At 72.9% G+C, this 24,998-nt stretch carries 24 protein-coding genes and 2 tRNA genes; 15 read left to right on the top strand and 11 right to left on the bottom strand.

Annotated elements, in window-relative coordinates:
* Positions 1–8: 8 nt before the first annotated feature.
* Positions 9–593, bottom strand: a complete 585-nt coding sequence (locus ABEB09_RS23555; RefSeq protein WP_345691895.1) for a TMEM165/GDT1 family protein — start codon at positions 591–593, stop codon at positions 9–11.
* A gap of 239 nt (positions 594–832) precedes the next feature.
* Positions 833–1,600: an ABC transporter permease gene (locus ABEB09_RS23550; RefSeq protein WP_345691894.1), complete on the bottom strand. Its 768-nt coding sequence runs from the start codon at positions 1,598–1,600 to the stop codon at positions 833–835.
* Positions 1,601–2,003: 403 nt separating this feature from the next.
* On the opposite strand from ABEB09_RS23550, the gene ABEB09_RS23545 reads away from it, so the two are divergent.
* From ABEB09_RS23545 to ABEB09_RS23525, 5 genes are all read left to right on the top strand, one after another.
* Positions 2,004–2,660 carry an HNH endonuclease family protein gene (locus ABEB09_RS23545; RefSeq protein WP_345691893.1) on the top strand — a complete coding sequence of 219 codons (657 nt, stop codon included), beginning with the start codon at positions 2,004–2,006 and terminating at the stop codon, positions 2,658–2,660.
* Positions 2,661–2,783: 123 nt separating this feature from the next.
* Positions 2,784–4,484 (top strand): alkaline phosphatase D family protein, encoded by a 1,701-nt coding sequence (locus ABEB09_RS23540; RefSeq protein WP_345691892.1) that lies wholly within the window; start codon positions 2,784–2,786, stop codon positions 4,482–4,484.
* A gap of 42 nt (positions 4,485–4,526) precedes the next feature.
* Complete coding sequence (locus tag ABEB09_RS23535; protein ID WP_345691891.1) at positions 4,527–6,503, top strand: FAD/NAD(P)-binding protein; 1,977 nt, start codon at positions 4,527–4,529, stop codon at positions 6,501–6,503.
* 63 nt (positions 6,504–6,566) lie between these two features.
* Entirely contained in the window at positions 6,567–7,016 is a 450-nt protein-coding gene (locus ABEB09_RS23530) for a DoxX family protein (protein WP_345694060.1), read from the top strand.
* A gap of 151 nt (positions 7,017–7,167) precedes the next feature.
* The gene (locus ABEB09_RS23525; protein WP_345694059.1) at positions 7,168–7,776 is read left to right on the top strand and encodes a DedA family protein; all 609 of its coding nucleotides are present in this window, start codon (positions 7,168–7,170) and stop codon (positions 7,774–7,776) included.
* On the opposite strand, the gene ABEB09_RS23520 is transcribed toward ABEB09_RS23525, so the two are convergent.
* From ABEB09_RS23520 to ABEB09_RS23510, 3 genes are all read right to left on the bottom strand, one after another.
* Positions 7,736–7,993, bottom strand: coding sequence for a DUF2277 domain-containing protein (locus tag ABEB09_RS23520; protein ID WP_345691890.1), 258 nt, complete (start codon positions 7,991–7,993; stop codon positions 7,736–7,738). The genes ABEB09_RS23525 and ABEB09_RS23520 overlap by 41 nt on opposite strands.
* 657 nt (positions 7,994–8,650) lie before the next feature.
* The gene (locus ABEB09_RS23515) at positions 8,651–9,043 is read right to left on the bottom strand and encodes a hypothetical protein (protein ID WP_345691889.1); all 393 of its coding nucleotides are present in this window, start codon (positions 9,041–9,043) and stop codon (positions 8,651–8,653) included.
* 40 nt (positions 9,044–9,083) lie between these two features.
* A complete protein-coding gene (locus ABEB09_RS23510; RefSeq protein ID WP_345691888.1) occupies positions 9,084–9,722 on the bottom strand; it encodes a hypothetical protein in 639 nt (212 codons plus the stop codon).
* Positions 9,723–9,904: 182 nt separating this feature from the next.
* Between ABEB09_RS23510 and ABEB09_RS23505 the strand changes: the two genes are divergently transcribed.
* From ABEB09_RS23505 to ABEB09_RS23485, 6 genes are all read left to right on the top strand, one after another.
* Positions 9,905–11,221, top strand: a complete 1,317-nt coding sequence (locus tag ABEB09_RS23505) for a helix-turn-helix domain-containing protein (RefSeq protein ID WP_345691887.1) — start codon at positions 9,905–9,907, stop codon at positions 11,219–11,221.
* A 187-nt stretch (positions 11,222–11,408) separates the two neighbouring features.
* A complete protein-coding gene (locus tag ABEB09_RS23500) occupies positions 11,409–12,323 on the top strand; it encodes a peptidoglycan recognition protein family protein (RefSeq protein WP_345691886.1) in 915 nt (304 codons plus the stop codon).
* A 73-nt stretch (positions 12,324–12,396) separates the two neighbouring features.
* Positions 12,397–12,696: a DUF2087 domain-containing protein gene (locus ABEB09_RS23495; RefSeq protein ID WP_345691885.1), complete on the top strand. Its 300-nt coding sequence runs from the start codon at positions 12,397–12,399 to the stop codon at positions 12,694–12,696.
* Positions 12,687–12,761, top strand: a tRNA-Met gene (locus tag ABEB09_RS23490). Before ABEB09_RS23495 ends, ABEB09_RS23490 begins: the two co-directional genes overlap by 10 nt.
* Positions 12,762–12,836: 75 nt before the next feature.
* Positions 12,837–12,911, top strand: coding sequence for a 50S ribosomal protein bL37 (locus ABEB09_RS35020; protein WP_099048249.1), 75 nt, complete (start codon positions 12,837–12,839; stop codon positions 12,909–12,911).
* A 117-nt stretch (positions 12,912–13,028) separates the two neighbouring features.
* Positions 13,029–13,676, top strand: a complete 648-nt coding sequence (locus tag ABEB09_RS23485) for a DUF4232 domain-containing protein (protein WP_345691884.1) — start codon at positions 13,029–13,031, stop codon at positions 13,674–13,676.
* Between the two features lie 101 nt (positions 13,677–13,777).
* Here ABEB09_RS23485 and lepB read toward each other — a convergent pair whose 3' ends face one another.
* The 3 genes from lepB to ABEB09_RS23470 all read right to left on the bottom strand — a co-directional run bounded on the left by lepB (position 13,778) and on the right by ABEB09_RS23470 (position 16,264).
* The gene (gene lepB, locus ABEB09_RS23480; RefSeq protein ID WP_345694058.1) at positions 13,778–14,443 is read right to left on the bottom strand and encodes a signal peptidase I; all 666 of its coding nucleotides are present in this window, start codon (positions 14,441–14,443) and stop codon (positions 13,778–13,780) included.
* A 125-nt stretch (positions 14,444–14,568) separates the two neighbouring features.
* Positions 14,569–16,029 (bottom strand): DUF308 domain-containing protein, encoded by a 1,461-nt coding sequence (locus ABEB09_RS23475; protein WP_345691883.1) that lies wholly within the window; start codon positions 16,027–16,029, stop codon positions 14,569–14,571.
* A 163-nt stretch (positions 16,030–16,192) separates the two neighbouring features.
* A tRNA-Val gene (locus ABEB09_RS23470) sits at positions 16,193–16,264 on the bottom strand.
* 168 nt (positions 16,265–16,432) lie between these two features.
* Between ABEB09_RS23470 and ABEB09_RS23465 the strand changes: the two genes are divergently transcribed.
* The 3 genes from ABEB09_RS23465 to ABEB09_RS23455 all read left to right on the top strand — a co-directional run bounded on the left by ABEB09_RS23465 (position 16,433) and on the right by ABEB09_RS23455 (position 18,989).
* Complete coding sequence (locus tag ABEB09_RS23465) at positions 16,433–17,191, top strand: DUF4097 family beta strand repeat-containing protein (RefSeq protein ID WP_345691882.1); 759 nt, start codon at positions 16,433–16,435, stop codon at positions 17,189–17,191.
* Positions 17,192–17,225: 34 nt separating this feature from the next.
* Positions 17,226–18,632, top strand: a complete 1,407-nt coding sequence (locus ABEB09_RS23460; protein ID WP_380840808.1) for a coiled-coil domain-containing protein — start codon at positions 17,226–17,228, stop codon at positions 18,630–18,632.
* A gap of 135 nt (positions 18,633–18,767) precedes the next feature.
* On the top strand, positions 18,768–18,989 hold the full coding sequence (locus ABEB09_RS23455; protein ID WP_345691880.1) for an FmdB family zinc ribbon protein: 222 nt from the start codon (positions 18,768–18,770) through the stop codon (positions 18,987–18,989).
* A gap of 16 nt (positions 18,990–19,005) precedes the next feature.
* Here the strand turns inward: ABEB09_RS23455 and ABEB09_RS23450 are convergent, their stop codons facing one another.
* The 3 genes from ABEB09_RS23450 to ABEB09_RS23440 form a co-directional block, all read right to left on the bottom strand.
* A complete protein-coding gene (locus ABEB09_RS23450; RefSeq protein ID WP_345691879.1) occupies positions 19,006–19,845 on the bottom strand; it encodes an HAD family hydrolase in 840 nt (279 codons plus the stop codon).
* 5 nt (positions 19,846–19,850) lie between these two features.
* The gene (locus ABEB09_RS23445) at positions 19,851–22,481 is read right to left on the bottom strand and encodes a phosphoribosyltransferase (protein WP_345691878.1); all 2,631 of its coding nucleotides are present in this window, start codon (positions 22,479–22,481) and stop codon (positions 19,851–19,853) included.
* Between the two features lie 93 nt (positions 22,482–22,574).
* Entirely contained in the window at positions 22,575–23,768 is a 1,194-nt protein-coding gene (locus ABEB09_RS23440) for an HpcH/HpaI aldolase/citrate lyase family protein (protein ID WP_345691877.1), read from the bottom strand.
* A 210-nt stretch (positions 23,769–23,978) separates the two neighbouring features.
* Between ABEB09_RS23440 and ABEB09_RS23435 the strand changes: the two genes are divergently transcribed.
* Positions 23,979–24,926 carry a TerD family protein gene (locus ABEB09_RS23435; protein WP_345691876.1) on the top strand — a complete coding sequence of 316 codons (948 nt, stop codon included), beginning with the start codon at positions 23,979–23,981 and terminating at the stop codon, positions 24,924–24,926.
* Positions 24,927–24,998: the final 72 nt, after the last annotated feature.

The following is a 24,998-nucleotide window of genomic DNA, read 5'->3' as shown; positions in this document are numbered from 1 at the left end:
GCCACGGATCAGCCGGCCAGCGCCTCGTACAGGCTGAATCCGGCGAGGGCCAGCATCAGACAGGCCGCCACCCGCGTGATGAACCGCAGCGGCACGTACTTCATCAGCGTCCGCCCGCCCAGGATGCCGATCCCGGCGACGGCCCACAGGGCGAGCACCGCGCCGAGCCCGACGGACAGCGGGTCGTCGTAGCGCGCGGCCAGGTTCGCGGTCATGATCTGGGTCAGGTCGCCGAACTCGGCGACCAGGATCAGCATGAAGCCCGCCCCGGAGACCTTCCAGAACGACTGGTCGGCGGGCGCCTTGACGGCCTCGTCGTGGCCGTCGCCCTTCTTCATCAGGAGCATGGCCGCGCCCGCGAGGAACAGCACGCCGACGAACGCCTGCACGAGGCGGTGCGGCAGCAGGGTCAGCACGCTGCCGGCGGCCACGGCGAGCGCCACATGGACGAGGAACGCCGCGGCGACACCGGCGAAGACGTAGGACGCGCGGTAGCGGGTGCCCAGCATCAGGCCGGCGAGGGCGGTCTTGTCGGGGAGTTCGGCGAGGAAGACGACACCGAAGGTGATCGCCAAGGTCGTCAGGCTGAGCACGGGATGGGATTCCTCGATCGGTCGGGCTCCGCCGGGCCGAGAGACCGTGGCTCATGCGTTCCAGGGGTCGCTTCGGCACGGCAGGGCCATGGATACATGGACTCTGCTGTTGCCGAAGGTCTCGCTGGCGGGTCCTGGCGGACTCCGCCTCCGGGCGCCGGCCGGGCACAGGGCCCAGCAGTATGTCGACGGTCCGGCGAAGAGCTACTCCCCTTCTGCTCCGTCCAGGGTACGTGACGTCACCCGCCGGTACGCGGCCCCGCCCCGTCGCCGCCGTCCCGGTGGAGCCGCCCGCGGGTCACCAGCTCCAGCACCACGGCCACCGCCACGCCCTGCACCGCCATCAGCCCGACCAGCACGAACAGCTGCACGGCCCCCGCGAGCAAGGGTGACGCCCCGCCCAGCAGCATGCCCACGAAGGCGCCCGGGAGTGTGACGAGTCCCACGGTCCTGGTCTGGTCGAGGCCCGGCAGCAGGGCGTCCGCCGCGGCCCGCCGGGCCACCTCCAGCCGGGCGTCCCGGTCGGGCAGTCCGATCGCGAGGCCCGCCTCGACCTCGCCGTGGCGCGTGGCCAGCTCGTCCAGGGCGCGGCGGCCGCCGAGCACCGTGGCGGTGAGGGCGCCGCCGATGAGGATGCCGGTGACGGGGATCAGCGTGATGCCCCGCACCGGCACCAGGCCGGTGGCCAGCAGGGCGGCGACGACCGGGGCGACCCCCGCGGCGATGGGCACGGCGGCCCACCACCAGGTGCCGTTGCGGGTGATGCGCCGCCCGGCGGTGCGGGCCGCCACGGCGTACATCAGCAGCAGGAAGAGCAGGAGCAGCGGTACGGCGCCGACGACCCAGCCGATCACCAGCGAGACGGCGGCGAGCTGGACCGCCGCCCGCAGGCCGGCGGTGACGATCTCGCGCGCCGGGCGCAGCCGGGCGAGGGCGGCGACGGCGGCCGCGACGGCCAGCAGGACCGCGAGGACGGCACCGAAAGTGAGGTCGACCGGCAGCAGCACACGCCAACCCTAGGTCGTGTCCGGCGGATCACGCCTGGGCCGCGGAGTCTGGCACGCCCTCCCCCAAGCCCTGACGGGCAGGGGGACCCCCAGCGGCGTTGTCGTCGGTCGCGATGGCTCCGCCATCCCTCCCTCCTCCGCCTTGCAGCCGCACGCACCAGACCCCGCTCACCAGCACTCGAAGGGCACCGCCCAACGATGTCGGCGTGATCCGCCGGACACTCCCAGGTCGACCGGAGGCGCCTGGCGCTGTGTCACGTCCACGACACGGGTCTTGATGTGACGTGCTCATGTCGTCAGGCTGTTACCCGGCGCCCATCCCCAGGACACCTGGCGCCACCACGATGGCCGGGTCGCCCCAGCGGCGACGCGGCCAGGACCCCCACGTCTCCCAGGAGTTCGCATGTCTCGTGTCTACGCGCGTCGAACGCTGCGCCGCCTCGCGGTGTTCGCCTCCACCGCCGCCCTCGCGGTGACCGGCCTGCTGGTCACCGCCCCGGCCGCCCAGGCCGCCCCGCCGACCCCGGTCAGCGCCGCCACCGCCCGTACGTACCTGAGTCAGCTCACGGTCCGGGCGGAAGGTTCCTCCAGCGGCTACAGCCGGGACCTCTTCCCGCACTGGATCACGCAGTACGACACCTGCAACACCCGTGAGGTCGTCCTGGAGCGCGACGGCGTGAACGTCGTCCAGGACGCCAACTGCGCCGCCGTCAGCGGCAGCTGGTACTCCCCGTACGACGGCGCCACCTGGACCGTGGCGTCCGACCTCGACATCGACCACGTCGTCCCGCTCGCCGAGGCCTGGCGCTCCGGCGCCAGCTCCTGGACCACCACCCAGCGCCGGTCCTTCGCCAACGACCTGACGCGGCCCCAGCTCATCGCCGTCACGGACAACGTCAACCAGGCCAAGGGCGACCAGGACCCGGCCGAGTGGCTGCCGCCGCGCACCGCGTACCGCTGCACGTACGCCCGCATGTGGGTGCACGTGAAGCACTCCTGGAACCTGTCGGTGGACTCGGCGGAGAAGAGCGCGCTGCAGTCCGTCCTCAACGCCTGCTGAGCCAAGTCCCGCCGCGGGGCCGCCCCTTGGCGGCCGCCCCGGCGGAACCGGCGTCCACCCCTGCGGCGTTCCGTACCGCAGGGGTCCCGTACCGTACGGGCGGGGCGACGGAGGGGGGACGCCATGGGCGGCGGACTGGTGCTGGGGCCGCTGCTGCGGCACGTCGACTGGCCGGCCGGCGGCCGGGCGACGATATGGGTCGAGACCGGCGGGCCGCGCACCGCCGAGGTGCGGTGCGCCGACGGGGCCGGCGGCAGGGCCCGTACGTTCGCCGTCGCGGGTCACCACTACGCGCTCGTCCCGGTCACGGGGCTCACGCCGGGCACGACCACCACGTACGAGGTGCTGCTCGACGGCCGGCGCGTGTGGCCGCTCGCGGACTCGCCCTTCCCCGCGAGCACCATCACCGCGCCCGCCCCCGACGGCCCGGGTCCGCGCGTGACGTTCGGCTCGTGCCGCTGGGCGGCGACGGGCGCGGAGGGCAGGAGACCCGCCGGGCCGGACGCGCTCGGCGCGCTCGCCGCGCGGCTGGCGGCCGACCCCGGGGCCGTACGCCCCGACGTGCTGCTCCTGCTCGGCGACCAGGTGTACGCGGACAAGCCGTCCACGGCGACCCGTCGCTGGCTGGCCGGCCGGCGCGACCTCGCCGAGCCGCCGGGGGCGCAGGTCGGGGACTACGAGGAGTACACCCGGCTCTACCACGAGTCGTGGCTGGACCCCGAGGTGCGCTGGCTCCTGTCCACCGTGCCCAGCCTCATGGTCTTCGACGACCACGACGTGATCGACGACTGGAACACCAGCGCCTCCTGGCTCGCGGAGATGCGCGGCACGGCGTGGTGGCGCGAGCGGCTGCACAGCGGGCTGATGTCGTACTGGGTGTACCAGCACCTGGGCAACCTCTCCCCCGCCGAGCTGGCGACCGACCCGCTGTACGCGGCCGTGCGCGCCGTGCCGGACGGGACGGAGGTCCTGCGCCGGTTCGCCGCCGACGCGGACGCCGACCCCGCGCGCATCCGCTGGAGCTACCGCGTGGACCTGGGCCGTACGCGGCTGGTGATGGTCGACACCCGGGCGGGCCGCGTGCTCGACGAGGGCAAGCGGGCCATGCTCGGCGAGGAGGACGCGCGCTGGGTGCGCGAACAGGTCCTCGACGGGCTCCCGGAGGTGGACCACCTGCTGATCGGCAGCTCGCTGCCGTGGCTCCTGCCGCCGCTCGTGCACGACGCGGAGACCTGGAGCGCGGCACTCTGCCGGGGCGAGCGGGGTGGCCGCTGGGCCCGCTGGGGCGAAGTGCTGCGCCGCGCGTCGGACTTGGAGCACTGGGCGGCGTTCCCGGAGTCGTTCGCGTGGCTGACGGAGCTGCTGAGGGACGCGGCGGGTTCAGGCGCGGGAGGGCCGGGGGCGACGGGGCGGCCGGGAGGGCCTGCGGGTGCGGCCGGTCCGGCGACCGTGTCCGTACTGTCCGGGGACGTCCACCACGCGTACGTGGCCGAGCCGGAGGCGCAGCCGCCCGGGGCGGCGCGGCTGGCGCAGCTCACCTGCTCGCCGGTGCACCAGCGCATCCCGTACGTCCTGCGGCTCGGCTTCCGCTTCGGCTGGAGCCGCGCCGGGCGGCGCCTGGGCCGCGCGCTGGCCCGGCACGGGCGCGTGGCGGCGCCGGGGCCGGACTGGCGCAGGACGGGCGGGCCGTGGTTCGGCAACCAGCTCATGACGCTCGCGCTGCACGGGCGTTCGGCGCGGCTGCTGCTCGAACAGGCGCGGCGCGGCGGTCCCGACGGGCTGGTGACCGTACATGAGCGGACATGGACGCATACCGGACCCTGAGGTTCCGCCCGGGGCTTCGCCTCCCGGGGCGGGAACGGCATGATGAGCCGGACCATCAGCTTCCGCCCCAGCCCCCCACGCCCGGGAGTCCGCGTCTTGTCCTCAGTTCCCCACGCCATAGCCCTGGTCGGTGCAGGTCCCCGCGGCACGTCGGTGCTGGAGAGACTGTGTGCCTCCGTCCCGGAACTGGCTCCTGGGGCACCCCTGACCGTCCATGTCGTCGATCCCTGCCCGCCCGGTCCCGGCCGGGTCTGGCGCACGGACCAGCCGGACGGGCTGCTGATGAACACGGTCGCGTGCCAGGTGACGGTCTTCACCGACGAGAGCGTGCGCTGCGAGGGCCCGATACGCCCGGGTCCGAGCCTCTACGAGTGGGCCGCGTCGCGCTCGTACGGGATCGGGCCCGACGACTACCCGACCCGCGCGGACTACGGCCGCTACCTGGAGTGGGCGTTCGCCAGGACGGTCCGCGAGGCGCCGCCGGAGGTGACCGTCCGGGTCCACCGCGCGCGTGCCGTACGCCTGGAGGACGAGGCCGGGCCCGTACCGGCTGTCCTCGAGGCGCCCGGCGACCGTCCCCCGCAGCGGCTGACCCTGGAGGACGGCACCGTCATCGGCGGGCTGAGCGCGGTCGTCCTCGCGCAGGGCCATGTGCCGGCGGCGCCCGACGCGGAGGAGGCGCGGCTGACCGCGCACGCGGAGCGGCACGGGCTGCGGTACCTGCCGCCCGCGAACCCCGCCGACCTCGACCTCACACCGGTCGCGCCGGGCGAGCCGGTGCTGCTGCGGGGCCTCGGCCTGACGTTCTTCGACCACATGGCGCTGTTCACGGAGGGCCGGGGCGGGCGGTTCGTGCGCGAGGGCGGGCGCGTGGTGTACCGCCCGTCGGGCCGGGAGCCGCGGCTGTACGCGGGGTCGCGGCGCGGCGTCCCGTACCAGGCGCGCGGCGACAACGAGAAGGGCGCGTCGGCGCGGCACGAGCCGCTGCTGCTGACGGCTGATGTGGTCGAGGGCTTCAGGAAGCGGGCCGAGGCGGGTGATCCGCCGGATTTCATGGGCGAGATCTGGCCACTGGTGGGACGAGAGGTCGAGACGGTCTACTACGAGGCGCTGCTGCGCCGCCGGGGCGGGGAGACGGCCGGTTTCCGCGCCCGCTTCCTCGGCGACGAGCCGGGCGACGCCGTCCTCGACGCGTACGGCGTCCCGTCCCGGGACCGCTGGTCCTGGGACCGCCTCACCCGGCCCTCAGCAGGGGAAACGTTCCGCTCGCCCGCCGGGCACCGGGCCTGGCTGCTGGCCCGGCTGCGCGAGGACGCGGCCGAGGCGGCCCTGGGAAACGTGACGGGACCGCTCAAGGCGGCACTGGACGTGCTGCGCGACATCCGCAACGAGGTGCGGCTGATCGTCGACCACGCGGGGCTGCCGGGCGCGTCGCGCCGCGATCATCTGGACCGGTGGTACACGCCACTGAACGCGTTCCTGTCGATCGGCCCGCCCCGCCGCCGCATCGAGGAGATGGCCGCGCTGATCGAGGCCGGCGTACTGGACGTGATCGGCCCACGACTGGCCGTACGGGCGGAGAAGGGCGCCTTCGTCGCCGAATCGCCGGAGGTGCCGGGTTCCGCCGTGACGGTGACCACGCTCATGGAGGCGCGGCTGCCGTGCCCGGACCTGCGCCGCACCGCCGACGAACTGCTCGCGTACCTGCTCAGGACCGGTGCGTGCAGGACCCACGCACCGGACGGGTACGACACCGGCGGACTCGACGTGACCCCGCGCCCCTATCACCTGATGGATCGTCAAGGCGTAGGCCATTCAAGGCGGTTCGCCTTCGGCGTGCCCACCGAGGGGGTGCACTGGGTGACCGCGGCGGGCGCCCGCCCGGGGGTCGACTCCGTGACTCTCTCCGACGCCGACGCCGTCGCGAGGGCCGCCCTGCGGACCACCCGGCGCCCCGGCGGGCGAGCCGCCGGGGCGGGCACGACACGACCGAATGTTGAACTTGCAAGTATTCGTTAGGTCCGCCTAACGTGGGAGCCCTCGGACCTGTCCCCAGCCCGAATGGAGCCCCCCATGTCCGGAATCACCGCGCGTCTGCAGCAGAGTCAGCCGTACGCCCTCGGACTCTTCCGGGTCGTCATAGGCCTGCTGTTCCTCTCGCACGGCGCCGCGAAGCTGTTCGGTGTCCTCGGCGGCGCCGACGGCAACGGCGGCACGGTTCCCTCGGGCGTCTGGCCGTTCTGGTACGCGGCCGTGATCGAGCTCGTCGGCGGTGCGCTCATCCTGGTGGGCCTCGGCACCCGGACCGCCGCGTTCATCTCGTCCGGCGCCATGGCGTACGCGTACTTCAAGATGCACCAGCCGCAGGCGCTGTTCCCGATGGAGAACGGCGGCGAGGCCGCGGCGCTGTACTGCTGGGCGCTGCTGCTCCTGGTCTTCACCGGCCCGGGCGCGCTGGCGGTGGACGGCCTGTTCAAGTCCCGGTCGCGGGCGACGGAGGGCGCGCGCAGCGGCGCGGCGGTCACGGCGTAACGCGGCGCACCGCCCGGTCGCGAAGCCCCGAGGAGGGCGTGAGGTCACCGGCCTCACGCCCTCCTTTTCCGTCCCCCGGGCTTTTGATCCCCGGACGGCCTCCCTGGGCGTACGCTGTTCGCCGTTCTTAGGGGTGATCCGGGGAGACATGGTGCTTCAGAGCGTGGCGTGGCTGGCCGACAGCCCGTGGGTCTATGCCGCCGTGGCCGTCTCCGTCCTCCTGGACGTGTTCCTGCCGGTGCTCCCCAGCGGGGTGCTGGTGATCACGGCCGCGACGGCGGCGACCGCCGCCACCGCCGGGAGCGGTGTCTCCCTCGTCACCCTCGCCCTGTGCGCCGCGTCCGCCTCGGTCCTCGGCGACCTGGTCGCCTACCGGCTGGCCTGGCGCGGCGGCGCCCGCCTGGACCGGGCCATCGCCCGCTCCCGCCGCCTCACCACGGCGCAGGAACGTCTCGGCACGGCCCTGGCACGGGGCGGCGGCGCGCTCGTCGTCATCGCCCGGTTCGCCCCCGCGGGGCGCTCGGTGGTGTCGCTCGGCGCGGGCGCGGCACGCCGCAGGGCGCGGGACTTCCTGCCCTGGTCCGCCCTGGCGGGCGTGGCCTGGGCCTCGTACAGCGTCGGCCTGGGCTACTTCGGCGGGCAGTGGCTGGGCGCCACGTGGTTCAGCGCGGCCGTGTCGGTGCTGGCCCTGTTCCTGGCGGGCAGCCTCGCCGCGTACGTCATGCGCCGGCCGGCTCCCGCACCGTCGCCGGCTTCCTAGCCGCACCGGCGCCCCGCACCTCCAGGTCGTCGAGCAGCCGCCGGGTGGCCTCGGCGACCTCCGCGACGGCCCGTTCGAACACCTCGCGGTTGTGCGCGGCGGGCACGCGGAACCCGGAGACCTTGCGGACGTACTGCAGGGCGGCGGCGTGGATGTCCTCCTCGGTGGCCTTCTCGGGGAGGACGGGCGGGCGGAGGGTCTTGATGCTGCGGCACATACCCCCAGTGTCGCGCGGCGGCAGGGATCGGGCGCCGGGTCCGGCGCCAGGCCGCCCCGAGCCCCGATACCCCGCGCCTCAGGACGGATCCGGCGCCTGAGTCTCAGGACGGGCCCCGTGCCCGCGCCTCAAGGCAGACCCCGTGCCCGCGCCTCAAGGCGGACGCGGTGCCACGTCCCAGGACGGGCCACGCGCCCGCGCCTCAAGGCAGACCCCGTGCCCGCGCCTCAAGGCGGACGCGGTGCCACGTCCCAGGACGGGCCACGCGCCCGCGCCTCAAGGCAGACCCCGTGCCCGCGTCTCAGGGCAGGTCCGGTGGAGGCGCCACGACGACGGCACCGGGTCCGCGCCCGTACCCGGTCCCCTCCCCCGGGTCCGGCCCCATCCAGGGCACGGTGTACGTCGCCCAGTCCCCCCGGTGGAGGTTGCACCGGGAGGAGCCCACCATGGCGAGCCTCCTGCAAAGCCGCCCCTGCGCCGTGAGCGCTCCGCACGTCGGTTGCGTGCGAGCCACCCGTACCACCCCCTCGCCCCGCCTCGGACCCTGTCGTCCCGTCAGCAGTCTGACGAGACGACACACCTGACGGAAGGCGTACACGCAGGCCCTCGGGGTGCGCTCCGGAGCGCAGCGGCGGTCGTCAGGTCACTCCACGGCCGTCAGGCCCACCAGAGCGCCGCGTGCCGGTGATGCGCCGGCGGTACGTCGACCGCGTCGGCCGCGCCCGGGTCGAGCCGCCCGTCGCAGGAGTCGACCAGCCGCTGGAGGGCCCGCACCCGCGACCTGAGCCGCTGCCGCGCCCGCCGCTCCGACTCGGTCGCCCAGCGCCCGACGGACGGATCGTGGCCGTACCGGGCGAGCCGGTGGACGGCGACCCGCCGCCGCACGCGCTGCGGCCGCGCCCGGCGCGACGCGCGGCGGGCCTCGGCCAGGCTGCGGGCGCTGTACCGGAGGTCGTACAGCACGACCGTGGCCAGGGCCGCGCCCGGCGCAGGGTCGTCGAGGGACATCGTGCGGTGCGCCAAGGTGAGGTGATGCGCGGTCCGTGCCACGGCCGTCCCCTCCCCTCGTGCGCAACGCCCGCGGGCGACCCTAGTGGAGCTTGTTCACGGCCGTCACCGTCGTCTTCTTGAACGCCGCCACCGGGGCGTGTTCGAGGGTGCCCATCTGGGCCCACTTGACGACGGTGACGGTGCGTCCGTCGCGGCCGATGCCGAAGAGGTGCACACCGTGCTCCGAGTCCGGAACGCCGGTGTGGACCCCGTACACGTGCGCCCCCTCCTCCACCTTGAGCTTGCCGTAGTCCTGCCACGACGCGGTGCCGCCGGGCGTACGGCGCAGCCAGTCGGCGGCGCAGTTGGCCGCGGCCTTCTCGGCGTCCGCGGCGAGCTTGGCCGCGGCGCTCGCGCTCGGCGCCGTCACCGACACCTGGACCGCCCAGGTGTCGAGGTCCGTGCCGAACTGCCGGTGCCAGGTGGCGCCCTTGCCGGGCAGGACCTTGTCCAGGCAGAAGACCCGCACGTCCGGGAGCCCCTTCGTCACCTTGCCGGCCGACCAGACCGTCCCGGTGGCGGGCGGAAGGTCGCGGGGCGCGAGGAAGCCGGGCGCGGCCACGGCGGCACGGGCCTCGGCGGTGCCCGAGGAGGCGGAGGCGGAGGCACCCGTGGCGAGGGGCGCCACGAGGGCACCGGTGAGCGCGGCCGTCAGGAGGGTCTGCTTGCTGAGCTTCATGAATGGATCCCCGTTTCGTGTTCGTTCGGTGGGAACAGCGTCGGCACGCCGGTCGCCGGCCCACAACAACCGCTGTACGGAACGGGACAGCGGGACGGTGGCGCGTACCCTGGCCTGGGGAAACGTCAACCGCCCGGGACGGGCGGCGGGACGGCGGAACAGCTGAACGGGGGCTTTGGGGAATGGGCGGTCCGGTCGAGGGCGACGTCGAGGCGTTCGCGGAGCACCTGCGGAAGTTGAAGGACCGCACGGGCCTCAGCTACGGCGCCCTGGCCCAGCGGCTCCACGTCGGCAGGTCGACGCTGCACCGCTACTGCCTGGGCGAGACCGTGCCGCCGGACTACGCGTTGGTGGAGCGCCTGGCCCGGCTGGCCCGCGCCGAGCGCCAGGAACTGCTGGACCTGCACCGCGAGTGGGTCCTGGCGGAGGCGGCACGCACACGGGCGGCGCAGGCACCGGTGGCGGAGCCGGAGCCGGAAGCGGCGGAGGCGGCGTCGCCCGCACCGGCGGAGCCCGAACCGTCCTCGGCCCAGGACGCGGCAGCCCCGCCGGAGGAGACGCCGCCGCGGCCGGAGCCCTCGCCCGAAGCGGAGCCACTGACCCCGGCCCACTCCGAAAACCGGCCGGACCGCCCCGGACGGCTCCGCTGGACGCTGGCCGCCGCAGCGGCGGCGGCGGTCCTCACGGGCGCCGTGGTCGCGGTGGACCTGGCGTCGGGCGGCGGCCCCGGCGCACCCGCAAGCCCACGGGCAGGCGCCGTCCCCTCGGCCGGAGGGGCACCGAGCGCCGGGACGAGCACGAAAGACGCCCCCACACCCACCCCTCCGTCAGACTCCCCCTCCCGTACGGCGCCGCCCTCGACGGGCTCGGGCTCGTCCGCCCCGGCCGTGCGGCCGCCCCTGTGGAACGCCGACTCCCATGTGTGGGCCAACGGCTGCGACCACCGCTATCTGGTGGACCGCAACCCCGGTTCCGTACCGCCGCCGCCCCTGGAGCAGGACGCGCGGCAGTGGGCGGGCGCGCTCGGCGCGGTGCACGCGGGGTCGACGATCGTGCGGGCGACGGTGACCGCACCGCCCGGCGGCGCGGTGGTGGTGGAGCGGCTGTCCGTCCGGGTGGTGGCGCGGCGGGCGCCGCTGATGTGGCCGGTGTACGCGATGAGCAACGGCTGCGGCGGGATGATCACCCCGGCGTCGTACGCCGTGGACCTGGACGCGGCCCGCCCGCTGGCGCGTCCGGTGGAGGGGTTCGACGGGGAGCGGCCGCTGCCCGTGACGAGGCTCCCGTACCGGGTGTCGGAGGGGGACCCCCTGGTGCTGCGGGTCGAGGCGTCGGCGAAGCGCTGCGACTGCGACTGGTACCTGGAGGCGGAGTGGAGCAGCGGGGAGCGGCACGGGACGCTGCGGATCGACGACCGGGGAAATCCGTTCCGGACGAGCGGTTACGGGGCAGACCGGGAGTACGGGTACGCGCCGGAGTCGGGCGGCTGGTCACGCTGAGGTCCACCGGCCGGCCGGGAAACCCCCACGGCCGAGGATGGCAACTCCTCGCCGCCTGGCGTGAGGATCGCCCGTCCCGGGCAACTGACCTTCAGTTGCCCGCCTTTCACAGGGGCCACGTCACGCCCCGCGCAGGAGAAGCCCCCCAGGAGGGAGACGCATGGCCTGGTATCCGGGCGCTACGCGCATGGAGTTACAACCGGAGTCGGACGGTCAGCCGGCGATCCGGCCGACCCAGTTCATCCTGCACAGCATCGCCGCACCGTGGACCGCCCGCCGCATCTACGAGTACTGGCGGGACTCGTCGAACCTGGAGTCCCATTTCGGGCTCGGTTACGAGGGCGATCTGGCCCAGTACATCGGCACGGAGACGCGTGCCGACGCCAACTACGGGGCGAACCGCCGACCGGACGGCACGGGCGCGGTGTCCATCGAGACGGCGTCGAACCTGAAGCACACGGATCCGTGGACGAACGCGCAGGTCGAGAAGTTGATCCGGGTCGGCGTCTGGCTCCACCAGCGGCACGGCATCCCGCTGCGGATCTGCCGTGCGCACGACGACCCGGGCTACGGCTACCACCGTCTGTACTCCGCCTGGTCGCAGGGAGGCACGGCGTGCCCGGGGGACGCGCGGGTGACCCAGTTCCGCAAGGTCGTCTTCCCGGGCATCGTGGCCCGCGCGAGCGGCCAGACCAGCCCCACGACCCCGCCCGAGGAGGACCCCATGCCGATGATGCTCGCCGAGTCCAACGACCGTGACGTCGACCTCGCCTCGGGCCAGTGGGTCGGCCTCGCCTTCGACGACGCGGTGCTCCACACGGGCCCGCGCCGCCATCACACGCTGGTGCACCTGCTGCTGGCCCCGGAGACGCCGGACGAGGCGGTGGTCGAGGGCCGCTTCTACCTGACGGACACGAAGGGGCAGAACCCGTCGGCGTTCATGCCGGTACGGGTGCGCGGGGGCGGCGGCCACCAGTTCACGTGCACCGCCGATGTGCCGGCCGGCCGGCACCTGCGGTTCCAGGTGCGCGCGACGACGCCCGACAAGCGGCCGGTGCGGCTGCTGCACCGGGCGGCGTCGGGGCCGTACTGGGCACTGTGACACGGGTGCGGGGGTGCGGGCGGCGGGCGAAAACCCGTTGCCCGCACCGCACCGCCTTGCGAGGCTGGCGCCCATGTCCGACACGACCACACCAGGCGCACGGCACGACGTGGGCTCACTCTTCTCGGCGGACGGCCGCCTCACCACCATCCCCCGCAAGCAGGCCCGCCGCGAGCAACTCCTCACGCACCTCTCGGAGACGCTGTTCGCACCCGACCGCGTCTACAGCGAGCGCGAGGTCAACGAGGCGCTGTTGACGGTCCACGACGACACGTCGGCGCTGCGCCGCTACCTGGTGACGGGCGGCCTGCTCACCCGTACGCGGGACGGCAGCCAGTACCGTCGTACCATCTTGATCAAGGCGGAGTCGTAGCGCAGAGGTCGTCGCGCCCCGACCCATAATCAGGGAGGACGCCGGTTCGAATCCGGCCGGCTCCGCCCCTGATGCGTACCGGCGCACCCCCACCTAAGCTGACACTGGCCGAAAAGCTCCACCTGAGGGAGATGTACGCCATGTCGAAGCGAGGCAACAAGCGCCGGGCCCGCAAGGGCAAGAAGGCCAACCACGGCAAGCGCCCCAACGCCTAGCGAGGGGCCCCCGTCCCCCCTTCGTGGTGAACCCGCCGAACCACCGTCACGAAACCGTGAAAACGCGAGGCGAGCATCGACTGCACACGTCGAAGCACACCACTTGGGGGGATCACCGTGCCGTTCAAGAACACCCACCGTGGAACGGCCCTGGCCTTCTGGGCCACGTCGGTCCTGGCCCTGGCCCTGACGGCCTGCGGCCCGAAGGACCCGACGGCGCCGGGCCCCACGCAGACACCGGCCGCACCGGCTCCGACGACGGCCCCGCCGAAGCCCGCCCCTGCTCCATCGAAGCCATCCCCGTCGTCATCCCCGTCGGCGGACGCGCCGCCGCCCCCCTCTCCGACCGTCATCGCGGACGTCTTCCCGTGCACGACGGCCGACGTGACGTTCACGGCGACTCTGGCGGAGCCCACGACCAGCTCGTACCTCCTGAAGATCACCAACAAGACGGGCAAGCCCTGCAACGCCCTGCACTACCCGATCGTCACCTTCGGCGACCTGGACGGCCAGGCCGAACACCGCGAGGAAACCCACCCCGGAACGCCCATCACCCTCAACCCGGGCGAGTCGGCGTACGCGGGCCTGATGGGCGGCGTCAAAACCGGCAAGAGCAAAACGGTCGACTCCATAGCGATGACCATGGACACCGCCACATCCCGCGACCAGACCCCGGCCACGGCCCCCACCCCGGGCCTGAACGTCTCCCCGGAAGCATCGGTAACGGCCTGGCAGAACAACGTGGAGGACGCCCTGAGCCTCTGAGCCGGCGCCCTGCCATCGGTGCGCGGACGGTCTGCGCGGCCGGCCCGGCGATCAGGTTCGGGCGCCCTGACGCCAACCACGACCCACATGCTCAAGACCGCTCAGACCACGGGCCACGGCGGCACAGTCGCGAGCTGCCGCCGGGCGCGCCGCCCGGTCACGTACCCCGCGATCCCCAGGCCGATCCCGACCAGGGTCAGCACGATCCCGAGGACCCCGAGCCCCACCAACACCGCCGGCGCGGTGAATCCCTTCTGCACTCGCCCGAGCACCGCGGAGGCCGCGACGCTGCCCGACTGCTCGTCGAGGAAGAACCGCGAGTCGTTCGAATTCCCCCGGTGGTCGCCCAGCAGGAACAACCGCCCGTCCGGCACCTGCACGTCGTACGGTCCGGCTGCCGGGTTCACTTCGCCGCGCATCACATACGGTTCGTCGACCGGCTTTCCGTTCACCGTGATCCGGTTGCCGTCGCACACCACGTGATCGCCACCCATCCCGATGACCCGCTGCAGGACCGGTCTGCCCTGGTAGCGATCGGGCACCTGGACGAGTACGACATCACCCCTGCGTATCTCGCCCGCGTCGATACGCTCGACGACCAGCCGCTCGCCGGGGCGGTAAGTGGGCTCCATCGCCCCGCTCATGACGGTGACGCCCTGGTAACCGCTGAGGAAGTACCCGATGCCCCCCACCATCAGAACCAGCCCGAGTGGCACCAGCACCCACGAGGCCACCCTCAGCCCGCCGCCCGCTCCCCGCCGCTGCATGAACACCCCTCCCTGAACCGCCCAAATCCAGGCGGCCCGCTAGAGGCTAAGCGGTCCGGGAGTGAGCACGCACCTCACCCCCGAGGTCCCGCTTGCGGCCTCGACTCCTCATCGCATTGCGGCAACTACTCCGCTGGAGGGTTCAGCAGGGCGGCAAAGGACACGGTCGAATAAGCACTGAGGCTCAACACGCCGTACCTCTCGGATTCCCTGGAACTTTCCTTTTCCGCCTTACCCGGATCCTCGGGACGCGTAAAATCTGGAGAGGACGACAGGAACGTGTACGTATATGAGTCGTCAGCGTCCACTGTCCAGAGGGCATTGACATAAACCGGCCGACGCGTCACATTGACAAGGTTGTTGTTGTGGCGCAGCCTGCCGCGATAAGTGACAAATTCTCCACACTCCTTGGGAGGACACCAAAATTGCCCCTCAGTCTTATCCCATGAGTAGTGGGGGGTGGAGAATTCGGCGTCGATCTTTCCACGGTCCTTCCTCATCAGCTGCATGGTGAGATGCGCTTCAATCGAGTCATACTCAGCACCGGCCGGAAGTGAAATGATCTTCTCATAGGAAAACTCTTCGCCAGGCTCGAAGTGGGTGCCTGGGTCAGCGGTCACTCCGGCACTGATGGTCTCCCATTCAGGCGCCTCGGTATGGAGCTCTGCACTGTCCGCCTCCCCCACCATGGCCTCTCTGCGCGCCTTCAGTTCGCCCGTGACGTCGTCGGAGAGCTTCGCCGAGATCCCGTAGATCGAGAAGTCATTGTTGATGACGTACGCCGGAACTTTTCCGATGTTTCTTGTGTGGAAGGTCAGCGGCACATGAAGCACCTGACCGTCACGATCCAGGACGGGTTTCCCGAAGCGGACCGTGAGCTTGAAAAGAACAGGGGTGGCACTCGGTTCGTACACGACTGAATAGGCCAGATTGACTGTGGCGAGGAGCGCCGTGGCCGCCACTCCGGCGGCGAACTTTTTCGGATGGGGCGTTCCCCGCCATGCTTTTTCCCGGACAAGCAGCCAGAGCGCCCAAGCGGACCAGAACCAGAGCGGGATGTACACGAATAGGTAGCGCGTGTACTCCCTTTCCTGCAACCACAGAAAGCACAGCATCGAGTGCGTACCCAAGGCGATCAGCACTCCGAGCAGAACCACTGCTCCCGTGTACTTCGACTGGCGCTTTCCCCAGAAGTCGAGCACCGCCAGGGCCGCAACCCCCTCCAGCGCACCGGAGAGAATGAATACCCAGCCGGCGATCTTCTGCGCGAAGGTCAGTGCACCAAATGCGTCCGGGATGCCGATGAGGACGAGCAGGACCATGGAACCCAGGAGCCCGGCGATCAGGAGGGCGCCGGTGGTCCGCCTCCGCCAGGTACGGTCGGGCCACGTCGCGCTGTCACCTCCGCGCCAGCACATGGATGACCGATCATGCACATCCATGTGCTTCGGGTAGCCGAGGCGTTTGAGGGTTCTTCGTAGCCCGCGCAGCGACCAGGCGCTTCCCACAGTCTCGCCGCCGATGCTGATCCTGCGCAGCCCCCGTCTGTCAGGCGGCTCCACCACCACCTTGGGCGTGTTCTCCATACAGCCAGGCTCAGGCCCCCGCCTCGCCAGTGCATCCAGACCGAGCCGATCGGATGGCAGCACGTGAACAGCGCCCCCTCCCTGCCGACGGAGGAACGAACAAGGCCCAGGTCGTCCGGTAGAACACCGGACGACCTGGGCCTTCGTCGTACTGCCGATCGAGTGGGCGCGGACGGTTTCGAACCGCCGACATCTGCTTTGTAAGAGCAGCGCTCTACCCCTGAGCTACGCACCCGTGGAGTGAGGCAACAGCGTACATGGCCCATGGGTGGGGTTCGCAAACCGTCATCAGGGGCGTTTCCGGGGGCTAGCCCCACCCCTGGATGGTGGGCGGCCGGATCACGGGAGGGTGGGGTGGGTCCGTACCGTGAGGGGCGTCAGCACGTCTCGTCTGGGGGATCTCGTGGCCACACGCCGTGTTCTTGTTCGTTCGCTGCTCGCCGTCGGCGGGGTGCTTCTGGTCGCGGGGTGCGGGAGCAACGACGTGGACGCGGCGCCCGTCGAGAAGAAGGCGTTCCCCGTGAGCGGACAGTCCCTGACCATTGACTCGGACAATTCGGACATTGTGCTGGTGCCGGCCGACGTCCGGGACGTCGAGGTGTCCCGGCAGGTCGACGGGTGGGTGATCATCGGGGAGGGGCCCGAGACCGTGTGGAAGATGGAGGGCGGCACGCTCACCCTGCGCGTGAAGTGCGAAGGCCTCGTGGGCAACTGCGACGCCCGGCACGAGATCAAGGTGCCCCGCGGCCTCGCCGTGACCGTGAAGGACGACAACGGGAACATCACCGCCGACGGCTTCACCCAGGCGTTGAAGGTCACCACCGACAACGGCGACGTCAGCGTGCGGAACGCCCGCGGCCCGCTGGATCTGGTCACCGACAACGGCACCATCCGCGTCGAGGGCGCCTCCTCCACCGCCGTGACCGCCCGCAGCGACAACGGCGACATCCGCCTCGCCCTCACCGGCGCGCCGAACCGCCTGGAGAGCTTCAGCGACAACGGTGCCGTCACCGTCGAGGTGCCCGGCGGCGTCTCGTACGCCGTCGACGCGCGCACCGACAACGGCGGCCTCGACGTGGGCGTGCGGACCGACAGGAACAGCCCCCGCACCCTGAAGGCGCACAGTGAGAACGGCGACGTGACCGTGCGCGCGGTGAACTGACAGCCCCGTGTGTTCGTCCCTACCCGGTGGGACAATGGACCGGGCACGGGCGGACACGGTACGGGAGCGGGATGTGACGGGGACACGCGGGCGGCGGTACGTGAACGATGTGCTCGCCCTGGTGGTGTTGCCCCTGCCCCTGCTGCTGGCCGCCTTCGCGGCCGGCGGTGGAGGTGGCGCGGGTGGCGGCGGTCCCCGGCGCTGGTTCGGCGGCGGTCGCGGCGAGAGCCAGCGCGCCGAGGCCCAGGCCGCCAAGGACGCGGCGGCCGCGGCCTTCTACGAGCTCGACACCGCCCAGCGCGGGCTGCGGATCTCCATCGAGACGATCACCGCCGTCGACGGTTCCCCGGCCGCGCTCCGCGCCGCGGACGACTTCGCCGCGCTCGGGCGCCGGATCGACGAGGTGAGCCACGGCTACATCACCGCCGTCGACACCTACGACCTGGACCGCGTGGACCTGGAGGCCTCCGCCGCCGTCCGGGCCCGCACCGAGCTGAACCGCGCCAAGGACGAGCTGAACCGGGTCAAGGGCGAGCTGGACCGGTTCGAGCAGCAGCTCGCCCCGCTCCTGGAGAAGGCGGAGACACAGCTGGCCCGCCTCGCCCCCGCCGTCGAACGCGCCCGGGCCGCCCTGCTCGCCGCCAGCAACGCCCTGGACTCCGTACGCGCCTCCGGGCTGCGCGCCGACGACCTGGCCGCGCGGCTCGCCTCCCTCGCGCCCGAGCTGACGAAGCTCAACCAGGGCGCCGGCCGGCACGGCGTCCCCGAGACCCTGCAGCGCGCCGACCGCGTCCTGCGCGAGGCCGAAGCCGTACGGGCCGAAGCCGAGCGCCTCCCCGAGCGGGCCGCCGAGACCGACCGGCGCCTGGTGTCCCTCCGTACGCGCGCGCAGGCCCTCGCCAACCGGGCGTCCTCGGTCGAGCCGGTGCTCAGCGAGCTGCGGCGCCGGTTCAGCGCGGCCTGCTGGCAGGACCTCCAGCCCGTACCGGCGCAGGCCGAGCGGAACGTGGGGCAGGCCGAGGACAAGCTGAAGGAGGCCGGGCAGGCCCGCGACGAGCAGCGCTGGGCCGACGCGACGGCGCTCCTGGCCACCGTACGGGCGCTGCTCAACGCGACCGACGAGGCCGTGTCGGCCGCAGGTGACCGGCTCCAGCGGCTGAACGCCGTGTCGAAGGACCCGCAGCAGGAGATCGAGCGGACCCGCTTCGCCATCCGGGACGCGCAGCGGCTGGCCATGGCGGGCCGCCACACGCCGGACCCCCGGCACGCCCGCCCCCTGGACGACGCCGTCGGCCGCCTGGACCGGGCGATCGACGGGCTGGAGGGCCGGCACCCCGACTACTGGCACTTCCTGACGGAGACCGAGGCCGTGCGGGCCGCGGTCGCCCGTGTCGTGGAGCTGATCCGCGAGGAGCGGGGCGGCGGGCGGGGCGCCCACTGACCCTGCCCGGAATGCCGTGCCATCCCGACCGGGATGCCGTGCCGTCCCCGTCCGGGGCGCGCACTGACACCGTCCGGGACGCCCGCAGTCCCGGTCCGGCATCCACCGGCCCGTCCGGGTCGCTAGCCTGTGCGTATGCCTCGCTACGAGTACCGCTGCCGCACCTGCGGCGACACCTTCGAGCTGAGCCGCCCGATGGCGGAGTCCTCCGCACCCGCCGCCTGCCCGGTCGGCCATGACGACACGGTGAAGCTGCTCTCCGCCGTCGCCGTGGGCGGCACGGCCACCGCCAAGGCCGCCCCCGGCGGCGGGGGCGGCGGTGGCGGCTGCTGTGGCGGCGGGTGCTGCGGGGGCTGACCGGAGCCCGACCGGGTCAGGGGCGGGCCGGGTCCGCCCCCTCCGCGGCTGCCGCCGCGAGGAACCGGCGCAGGATCTCCTCCCCCGCCACGACGCCCCGGGCCGCGAGCACCTCGACGTTCGCCGCGGCCCACCCGGTGTCCGCCAGCTCGCCGTGGCCCGGCCGCCAGGCGCGGTCGGCGGCGAGCAGCAGGTCGGCGTCGAGCAGCGAGTCGCCGGCGGCGAGGACGGTACGCGCCCCGGTGCGCCGCGCCACCTCCCGTACCGCCGCGCTCTTGGTGAGCGGCTTCGGCACGGCGTACACCTTGCGGCCCTGGAGCGACACCGTCCAGCCGCGGGCGTCGGCCCAGGCGGCCAGGTCGGTGACCCAGCCCTCGGGCAGCAGGGACCGCTCCACGACGAGATAGGCGAACAGGTCCTCGGCGACCCGTTCCTTGAGCAGCCACGCCGGGTCGGCGGCGGCGAGCATATGGCCGCGCACCTCCGCGAGCGAGGCGCACTCGTCCGCGAGACGCGCCGCCACGGCGGTCTGCCAGTCGGGGTCGGACTCGCCGTCGACCAGCAGATGGCCGCCGTTCGCGCAGATCGCGTACGGGGGCGGCGGGCACGGCAGCTGGATGCGCCGGTACTGCTCGCGCGTGCGGGTCGTGACCGGCATGAACGCGGCCGTGCGGGCCAGTTCCTCCAGGATCGCGGCGGCCGCCTCGGTCACGTACGACAGCGGCTTGCCGTTGTAGACCTCCACGCACAGCAGCCGGGGTGCCTCGGCGTCGGGCGCCGTCAGCGCGAGCGCGGCCGTCGAGTAGATGAGCGTGCGGTCGAGGTCGCTGGCGATCAGCGCCGGCGGGGTGTTCACGCCGTTCACGGTGCCGTCACCGCCCGGCCGTCGGCGCCCGTCGCGCCGCGCGTGTACTTCGGGTGGATCAGGCCGACGCAGGTGTACGGCAGGCCGTCGACCTCCTCGACCGGTACGCCGCGCTGTTCGGCGAGGAGGCGTACGTGGTCGAGGTCGGGGCCTGCGCCGCGCCGGGCGAGGACCTTCCAGGGGACGCGGCGCAGCAGGACGCGGGTGGTCTCGCCGACGCCGGGCTTGACCAGGTTCACGTCGTGGATGCCGTACTCCTCGCTGATCCGCTCGACGGCCGCCCAGCCCTCCCAGCTCGGCACGCGGTCGGCCGCCAGGAGTTCCTTGACGTCCTCGTCGACGGCGGGGGCGACGTGGTCGAAGTGGGCGGACACGGCGTCGAGGAAGTCCGCGGAGACGTCGGCGGAGGCCAGCTCGCGGTAGAACTTGGCGCCGTGGAAGTCGTCCGGCCCGACGAGGTCGGCACGCAGGACCGTACGGGAGATCAGGCCGGAGACCGTGGAGTTGAGGCAGGCGGAGGGGATGAGGAAGTCCTCACGCGTGCCGTAGGTGCGGACGCAGGAGCCGGGGTCGGCGAGGACGGCGATCTCCGGGTCGAAGTCCGGGAAGTCGGCGAGGGCGGCGGCGAGTTCGCGGGTGATGGCGCCCTTGCCGGTCCAGCCGTCGACGAACACGACGTCGGCGGCGTTGTGGTGGTGGCGCAGCCAGCGCAGGGCGTTGGTGTCGATGCCGCGGCCGCGCACGATGGACACCGCGTAGTGCGGGAGGTCCAGGCCGTGCCGGTGCAGCGCCCAGCGGCGCATGAGGACGCCGACGGGCGTTCCCGCCCGGGCGAGCGACGCCAGCACGGGGCGTGGCGATCGCTCGGCGAGCACCGTCTCGGTGACCGTGCCGACGGCGCGGGCGATGCGGGCGGCGGACGCGTCGAGCGCGGCCAGGAACAGCTGCTGGTAACGGTCGTTCGGCTGGTACTCGACCGGCAGCGACTCGGCGTAGTGGGCGCCGCCGCTCTGGATGGCCTCCTCGCGCTCCTCCGTGGGCGCCTCCAGTTCGACGGCGGAGAGGTCCTGGAGGAGCCAGCCGACCTCGTCCGGGGCGTAGGAGGAGAACGCGGGTCCGCGCAGCGGGTCGGGCAGCATGGGTTCGGGTTGCCTTTCGGGCACGTCGAGTGCGTCGGGTTCGTCGAGTGCGTGGGATCCGTCGACTGCGTGGGGTTCGTCGACTGCGTTTGGTTCGTCGACTGCGTCGATCACTTCGGGTACGTGCGGTACCGCTGCTTCGGGTACGTGCGGTACGGCCGGTACGCGCGGGGCTTCGGGTACGTACGACGGGACGACGGCGACCACCACGTGCGGTATGTGCGCGGCGAGCTGGGCCAGCAGGCCGTCGGCGGCGTGCAGCCGGGGCGTGTCGGCGGCCGAGTCGACGACGAGGACGACCGCGTCGAAGCCGGCGCCCGCGACGTTGTACGCGTACCGGTCGCCCGGTCCGTCGGCGGGGTCGTCGTGGGCGGGGAAGACGAGCCGGGTGCGGATCGCGTAGCCCGGGTCGTCCACCGCGAGCACGGGGGAACGGGTGGTGGTGGAGAACCGTACGTCGGCCTGCGGAACCCGCTCCTCCAGGGCGGCGCCGAGCGCGAGCGGCGCGTACATCAGCTCCTCGCAGCCGAGGACCAGCACGCGCGGGCGCCCGGCCTCAGGGCCGGGGGCGTCCGTCAGGCGCAGCGCGCCGGCGAGGCGGTCGGCCATCGCGGGGAGCGCGGCGTTCAGGCGGTCGCGGTGCTCCGGCGTGAAGCCGTGGCGGCCGCCGTCGGGCAGCCCGCCGGGCCAGCCCAGCTCCACCCGCCGTACGGAGCCGGCCGGGCATGCCGCGGCGGGCCGCTCCCGCGGCGGGCCGTCGTGGGCGGCCACCAGCGCGCGGCCCCGCTCCAGGACGTCGTCCGGCAGCCGTACCGTCCCGGCGGCGAGGGTCACGAGGTCGACGCGGGCGCCGATCTCGGTGGCGAAGTCGGCCAGCCGCCCGCGGTCCTGGGCGGAGCGCATGTCGACGAGCGCCACGACGACGTACCGCTCGCGCGGGTAGCGCTCGTGGAGGGCGCGGATGGTGTTGAGGACCGTGTTGCCGGTCGAGAACTCGTCGTCGACCAGCACCAGCGGCCCGTCGCCCGCGAGGAGCTTCGGGTCCTCGGGCAGCAGGAGGTGGGAGGTGTGGTGGGAGTGGGACTCCTCGAAGCCGCCCGCCGGGGCGACGCCGGCCACGGGCCGGCGCGTGGAGTGCAGGTACGGGGCGTCGGCGAGGCCGTCGGCGACGCAGTGGCCGAGGCCGGTCGCCGTCTCCGCGTACCCGAGGACGACCGCGCGGCGCGCGTCGTGGTCGCCCAGCAGCGCGCGGACGCGCCGCCCCAGCTCGTATCCAGAGCGCCGGACCACGGCCGGGCTCTGCGGCACGTGTTTGCCGAGCACGTTGGAGACGAGCAGGTGCGCCCGCTTGGGGTTCCGGCGCAGCGCCAGGCCGAGCAGGCCGCGCAGCTCCGGGTCGTCGGACAGCTCGACTCCGAGCCGCTCGGCGACCCATGTTCCCGTCCACACCACGGTATGAATGACTTCCCTCTTCTCTCTCGGAGCCATCGGTTCCGCCGCCAGGGTCGGCAGGCCGGCCGATCGGTCCGCCGGTCGGCCCCCGCGGGCCGGTCCCGCGAGCCGGGCCAGCGGCCGGCCTTCTCAGCCGGCCAGCCCCGCCGCGAGCAGTTCCACGAAGCCCACGTCCGCCTTGGCGACGCCGAACACCTCGGCGCGCTGCAGGGTCCGCTCCGCCCAGGCGCGGTGCGGTTTCACCTCGTTCATCTTGTTCGTGTACGCCGAGCGCATCACCCCGCCACCGTTCCTTTCCGGCCGCAGGATGTCCCGGGCGTCGCTGTACTCCTCGTGGCTCACGACGGACAGCGCGTGTACGGGCTGGACGTGGGACGGGTGGATGCAGGTCTTGCCGAGCAGTCCGTTCGCCCGGTCCAGTTCGATCTCGCGCAGCAGTCCGTCGAGGTCGTGCTCGATCAGCGCGGTGCGCAGTTCGTCGGCGCGGCCCTCCATGAAGGGGCTGCGGCGCAGCTGTGGCTTGAACATGCGCTCCTGGAGGCGGAAGTACTCCCACACCGGTCCGGTGATGGTGAAGCCCGTGCCGTCGGCGCGGCCCAGCACGTTGACGACGTCCGCGATGACATGGGCGACGATCTGCACGTCGTACGCGGTCATGTCGGGCGAGCGGCGCAGCCCGTACGCCGAGCAGAAGTCGGTCACGCCGAGGCGGAGGGCGAGGATCCGCTCGCGGTGCGCGGCGACGAACCGGGCGATTCCGGCCAGGGTCTCCGCGCGGGTCTCCAGGTGGAGCAGCTCGGGCGACTCCAGCACGGGCATCGCGTACAGCGGCCGGCCGTCGAGAACCGCCGCCGTCTCGGGGCAGCTCTCCGCCTCGGCCAGGGCCTCCAGGAAGGGCCCACCGCGGCGTTCGGTGAACTTGGGCAGTACGAATCCGGACAGCAGCCGCACGGCGGGGCCGAGCCGTTTGACGAGGTCGGTGATCTGGCCGGGCTCCCGGACGCGGATGAAGAGCAGCGGCGGGTCGCCGTCGCGGCCGGCTCTGGCGTCGATGGCGGCGAACTGGGCGACCAGGTTCTCCTCGGCCGCCGTCACCTCACCGTCGTCGATGGAGTCCTCCAGACAGAGCACCATCGAGACGACACCCCGTCCGACCTGCTTGAACACGGCGTCGGCGAGGCTGGGGCGGGTGGCGGGGCTGTACAGCGTGGCGCCCAGCGCGGCCGCGAGCACACGTGCGGGCGAGGCGGCATCGAACGTGCACGGCTCCTGATGGAACAGCCCGGCACGGACAGCAGGCGAGACGTGCCCGAAATGACGCATGCGGATTCCCCGTACTGCCGAGACGACGCCGTGACGGTCTGCCGTGACGGCCTGATGACATGTGGCCGGTAATAGTACGTAAGGACGGGTGTCGGCGGTTCCCCTCGTGCGTGAACGTCAGGTGACCCCGAGGCTTCCCGGACGAGGACGCCATACCGGGCGAGGCCCCCGCGTTGTCCGTTCGGTGGCGGGCCAGGCAGGATTGCGGGCATGACGCACGCGATGCTGAAGGGCTCGAACGTCCCTCTCGACGCCGCGGCCGTACGGGCCGTACTGTGCTGGACCCCTGGCCCGGGGGTGCCGGACGTGGACGCCTCGGCCCTGCTGCTGGGCGGCGACGGCCGGGTGCGTAACGACGAGGACTTCGTCTTCTACAACCAGCCGCGCCATCCTTCGGGCCTGGTGCGCCGCCTGTCCAAGAAGCGTGTGTCCGACGGCCTGACCGACACGGTCGAGGCGGACCTGGCGGCCCTCGACCCGTCGGTCGACCAGGTGGTGATCGCGGCGTCCTCGGACGGCGACACCTTCGACCACGTGCCGGACCTGCGGATCCTGCTCTACGACGCCGCGGCGGACGCGACGGGCGGTGCCGAGCCGCTGGCGCTGTTCGAGGTGAAGCCGGAGACGGGCGAGGAGACGGCCATCATCTGCGGCGAGTTGTACCGCCGCGGTGACGGCTGGAAGTTCCGTGCCGTGGCGCAGGGCTATCCGACGGGGCTGATCGGTCTCGCGACGGCGTTCGGCATCTCCGTCGACGACGAGGAGGGCGCCGCATCGGGGGCATCGGTGGGCCGCCCCGCCCCCGATCCGGACACGGACCCGGACGCCACGACGGCCATGCCCGCGGACGCGGCCACGCAGGCCGTCCCCGCAGGCGCGGCCGCACAGTCGGCCGTGCCGGCCGCCCCAGCCACTCCTGCCGTTCCCGCCACGCCGCCTCCTCCGACGACGGCGCCCACGGTGCCGCCCGCGCCGATCGCCCCGCCCGCGTACGGCTACCCGCAGCCGGGCTCGGCGCAGCCGTCCTACGGCTACCCGCAGCCCTCTTCGGCGCAGCCCTCGTACGGCTACCCGCACCCGGTACCCGCCCCGGCGGCCGCGGTTCCTGACCCGCACTTCCAGCTGCCGCCGATGGGGCCCCAGTTCATGCGGTCCTGACGCCAACGGGCCGAGGGGCAGGGCGCGTCCTGGGACGTCGAGGGACGGGGGCGAGTCGCCGACGGGCGAAGT

The sequence above is a fragment of the Streptomyces coeruleoprunus genome, assembly GCF_039542925.1.
In the GTDB taxonomy this organism is placed as follows: Bacteria; Actinomycetota; Actinomycetes; order Streptomycetales; family Streptomycetaceae; genus Streptomyces; species Streptomyces coeruleoprunus.
This window is presented reverse-complemented; position numbering and strand designations above follow the sequence as displayed.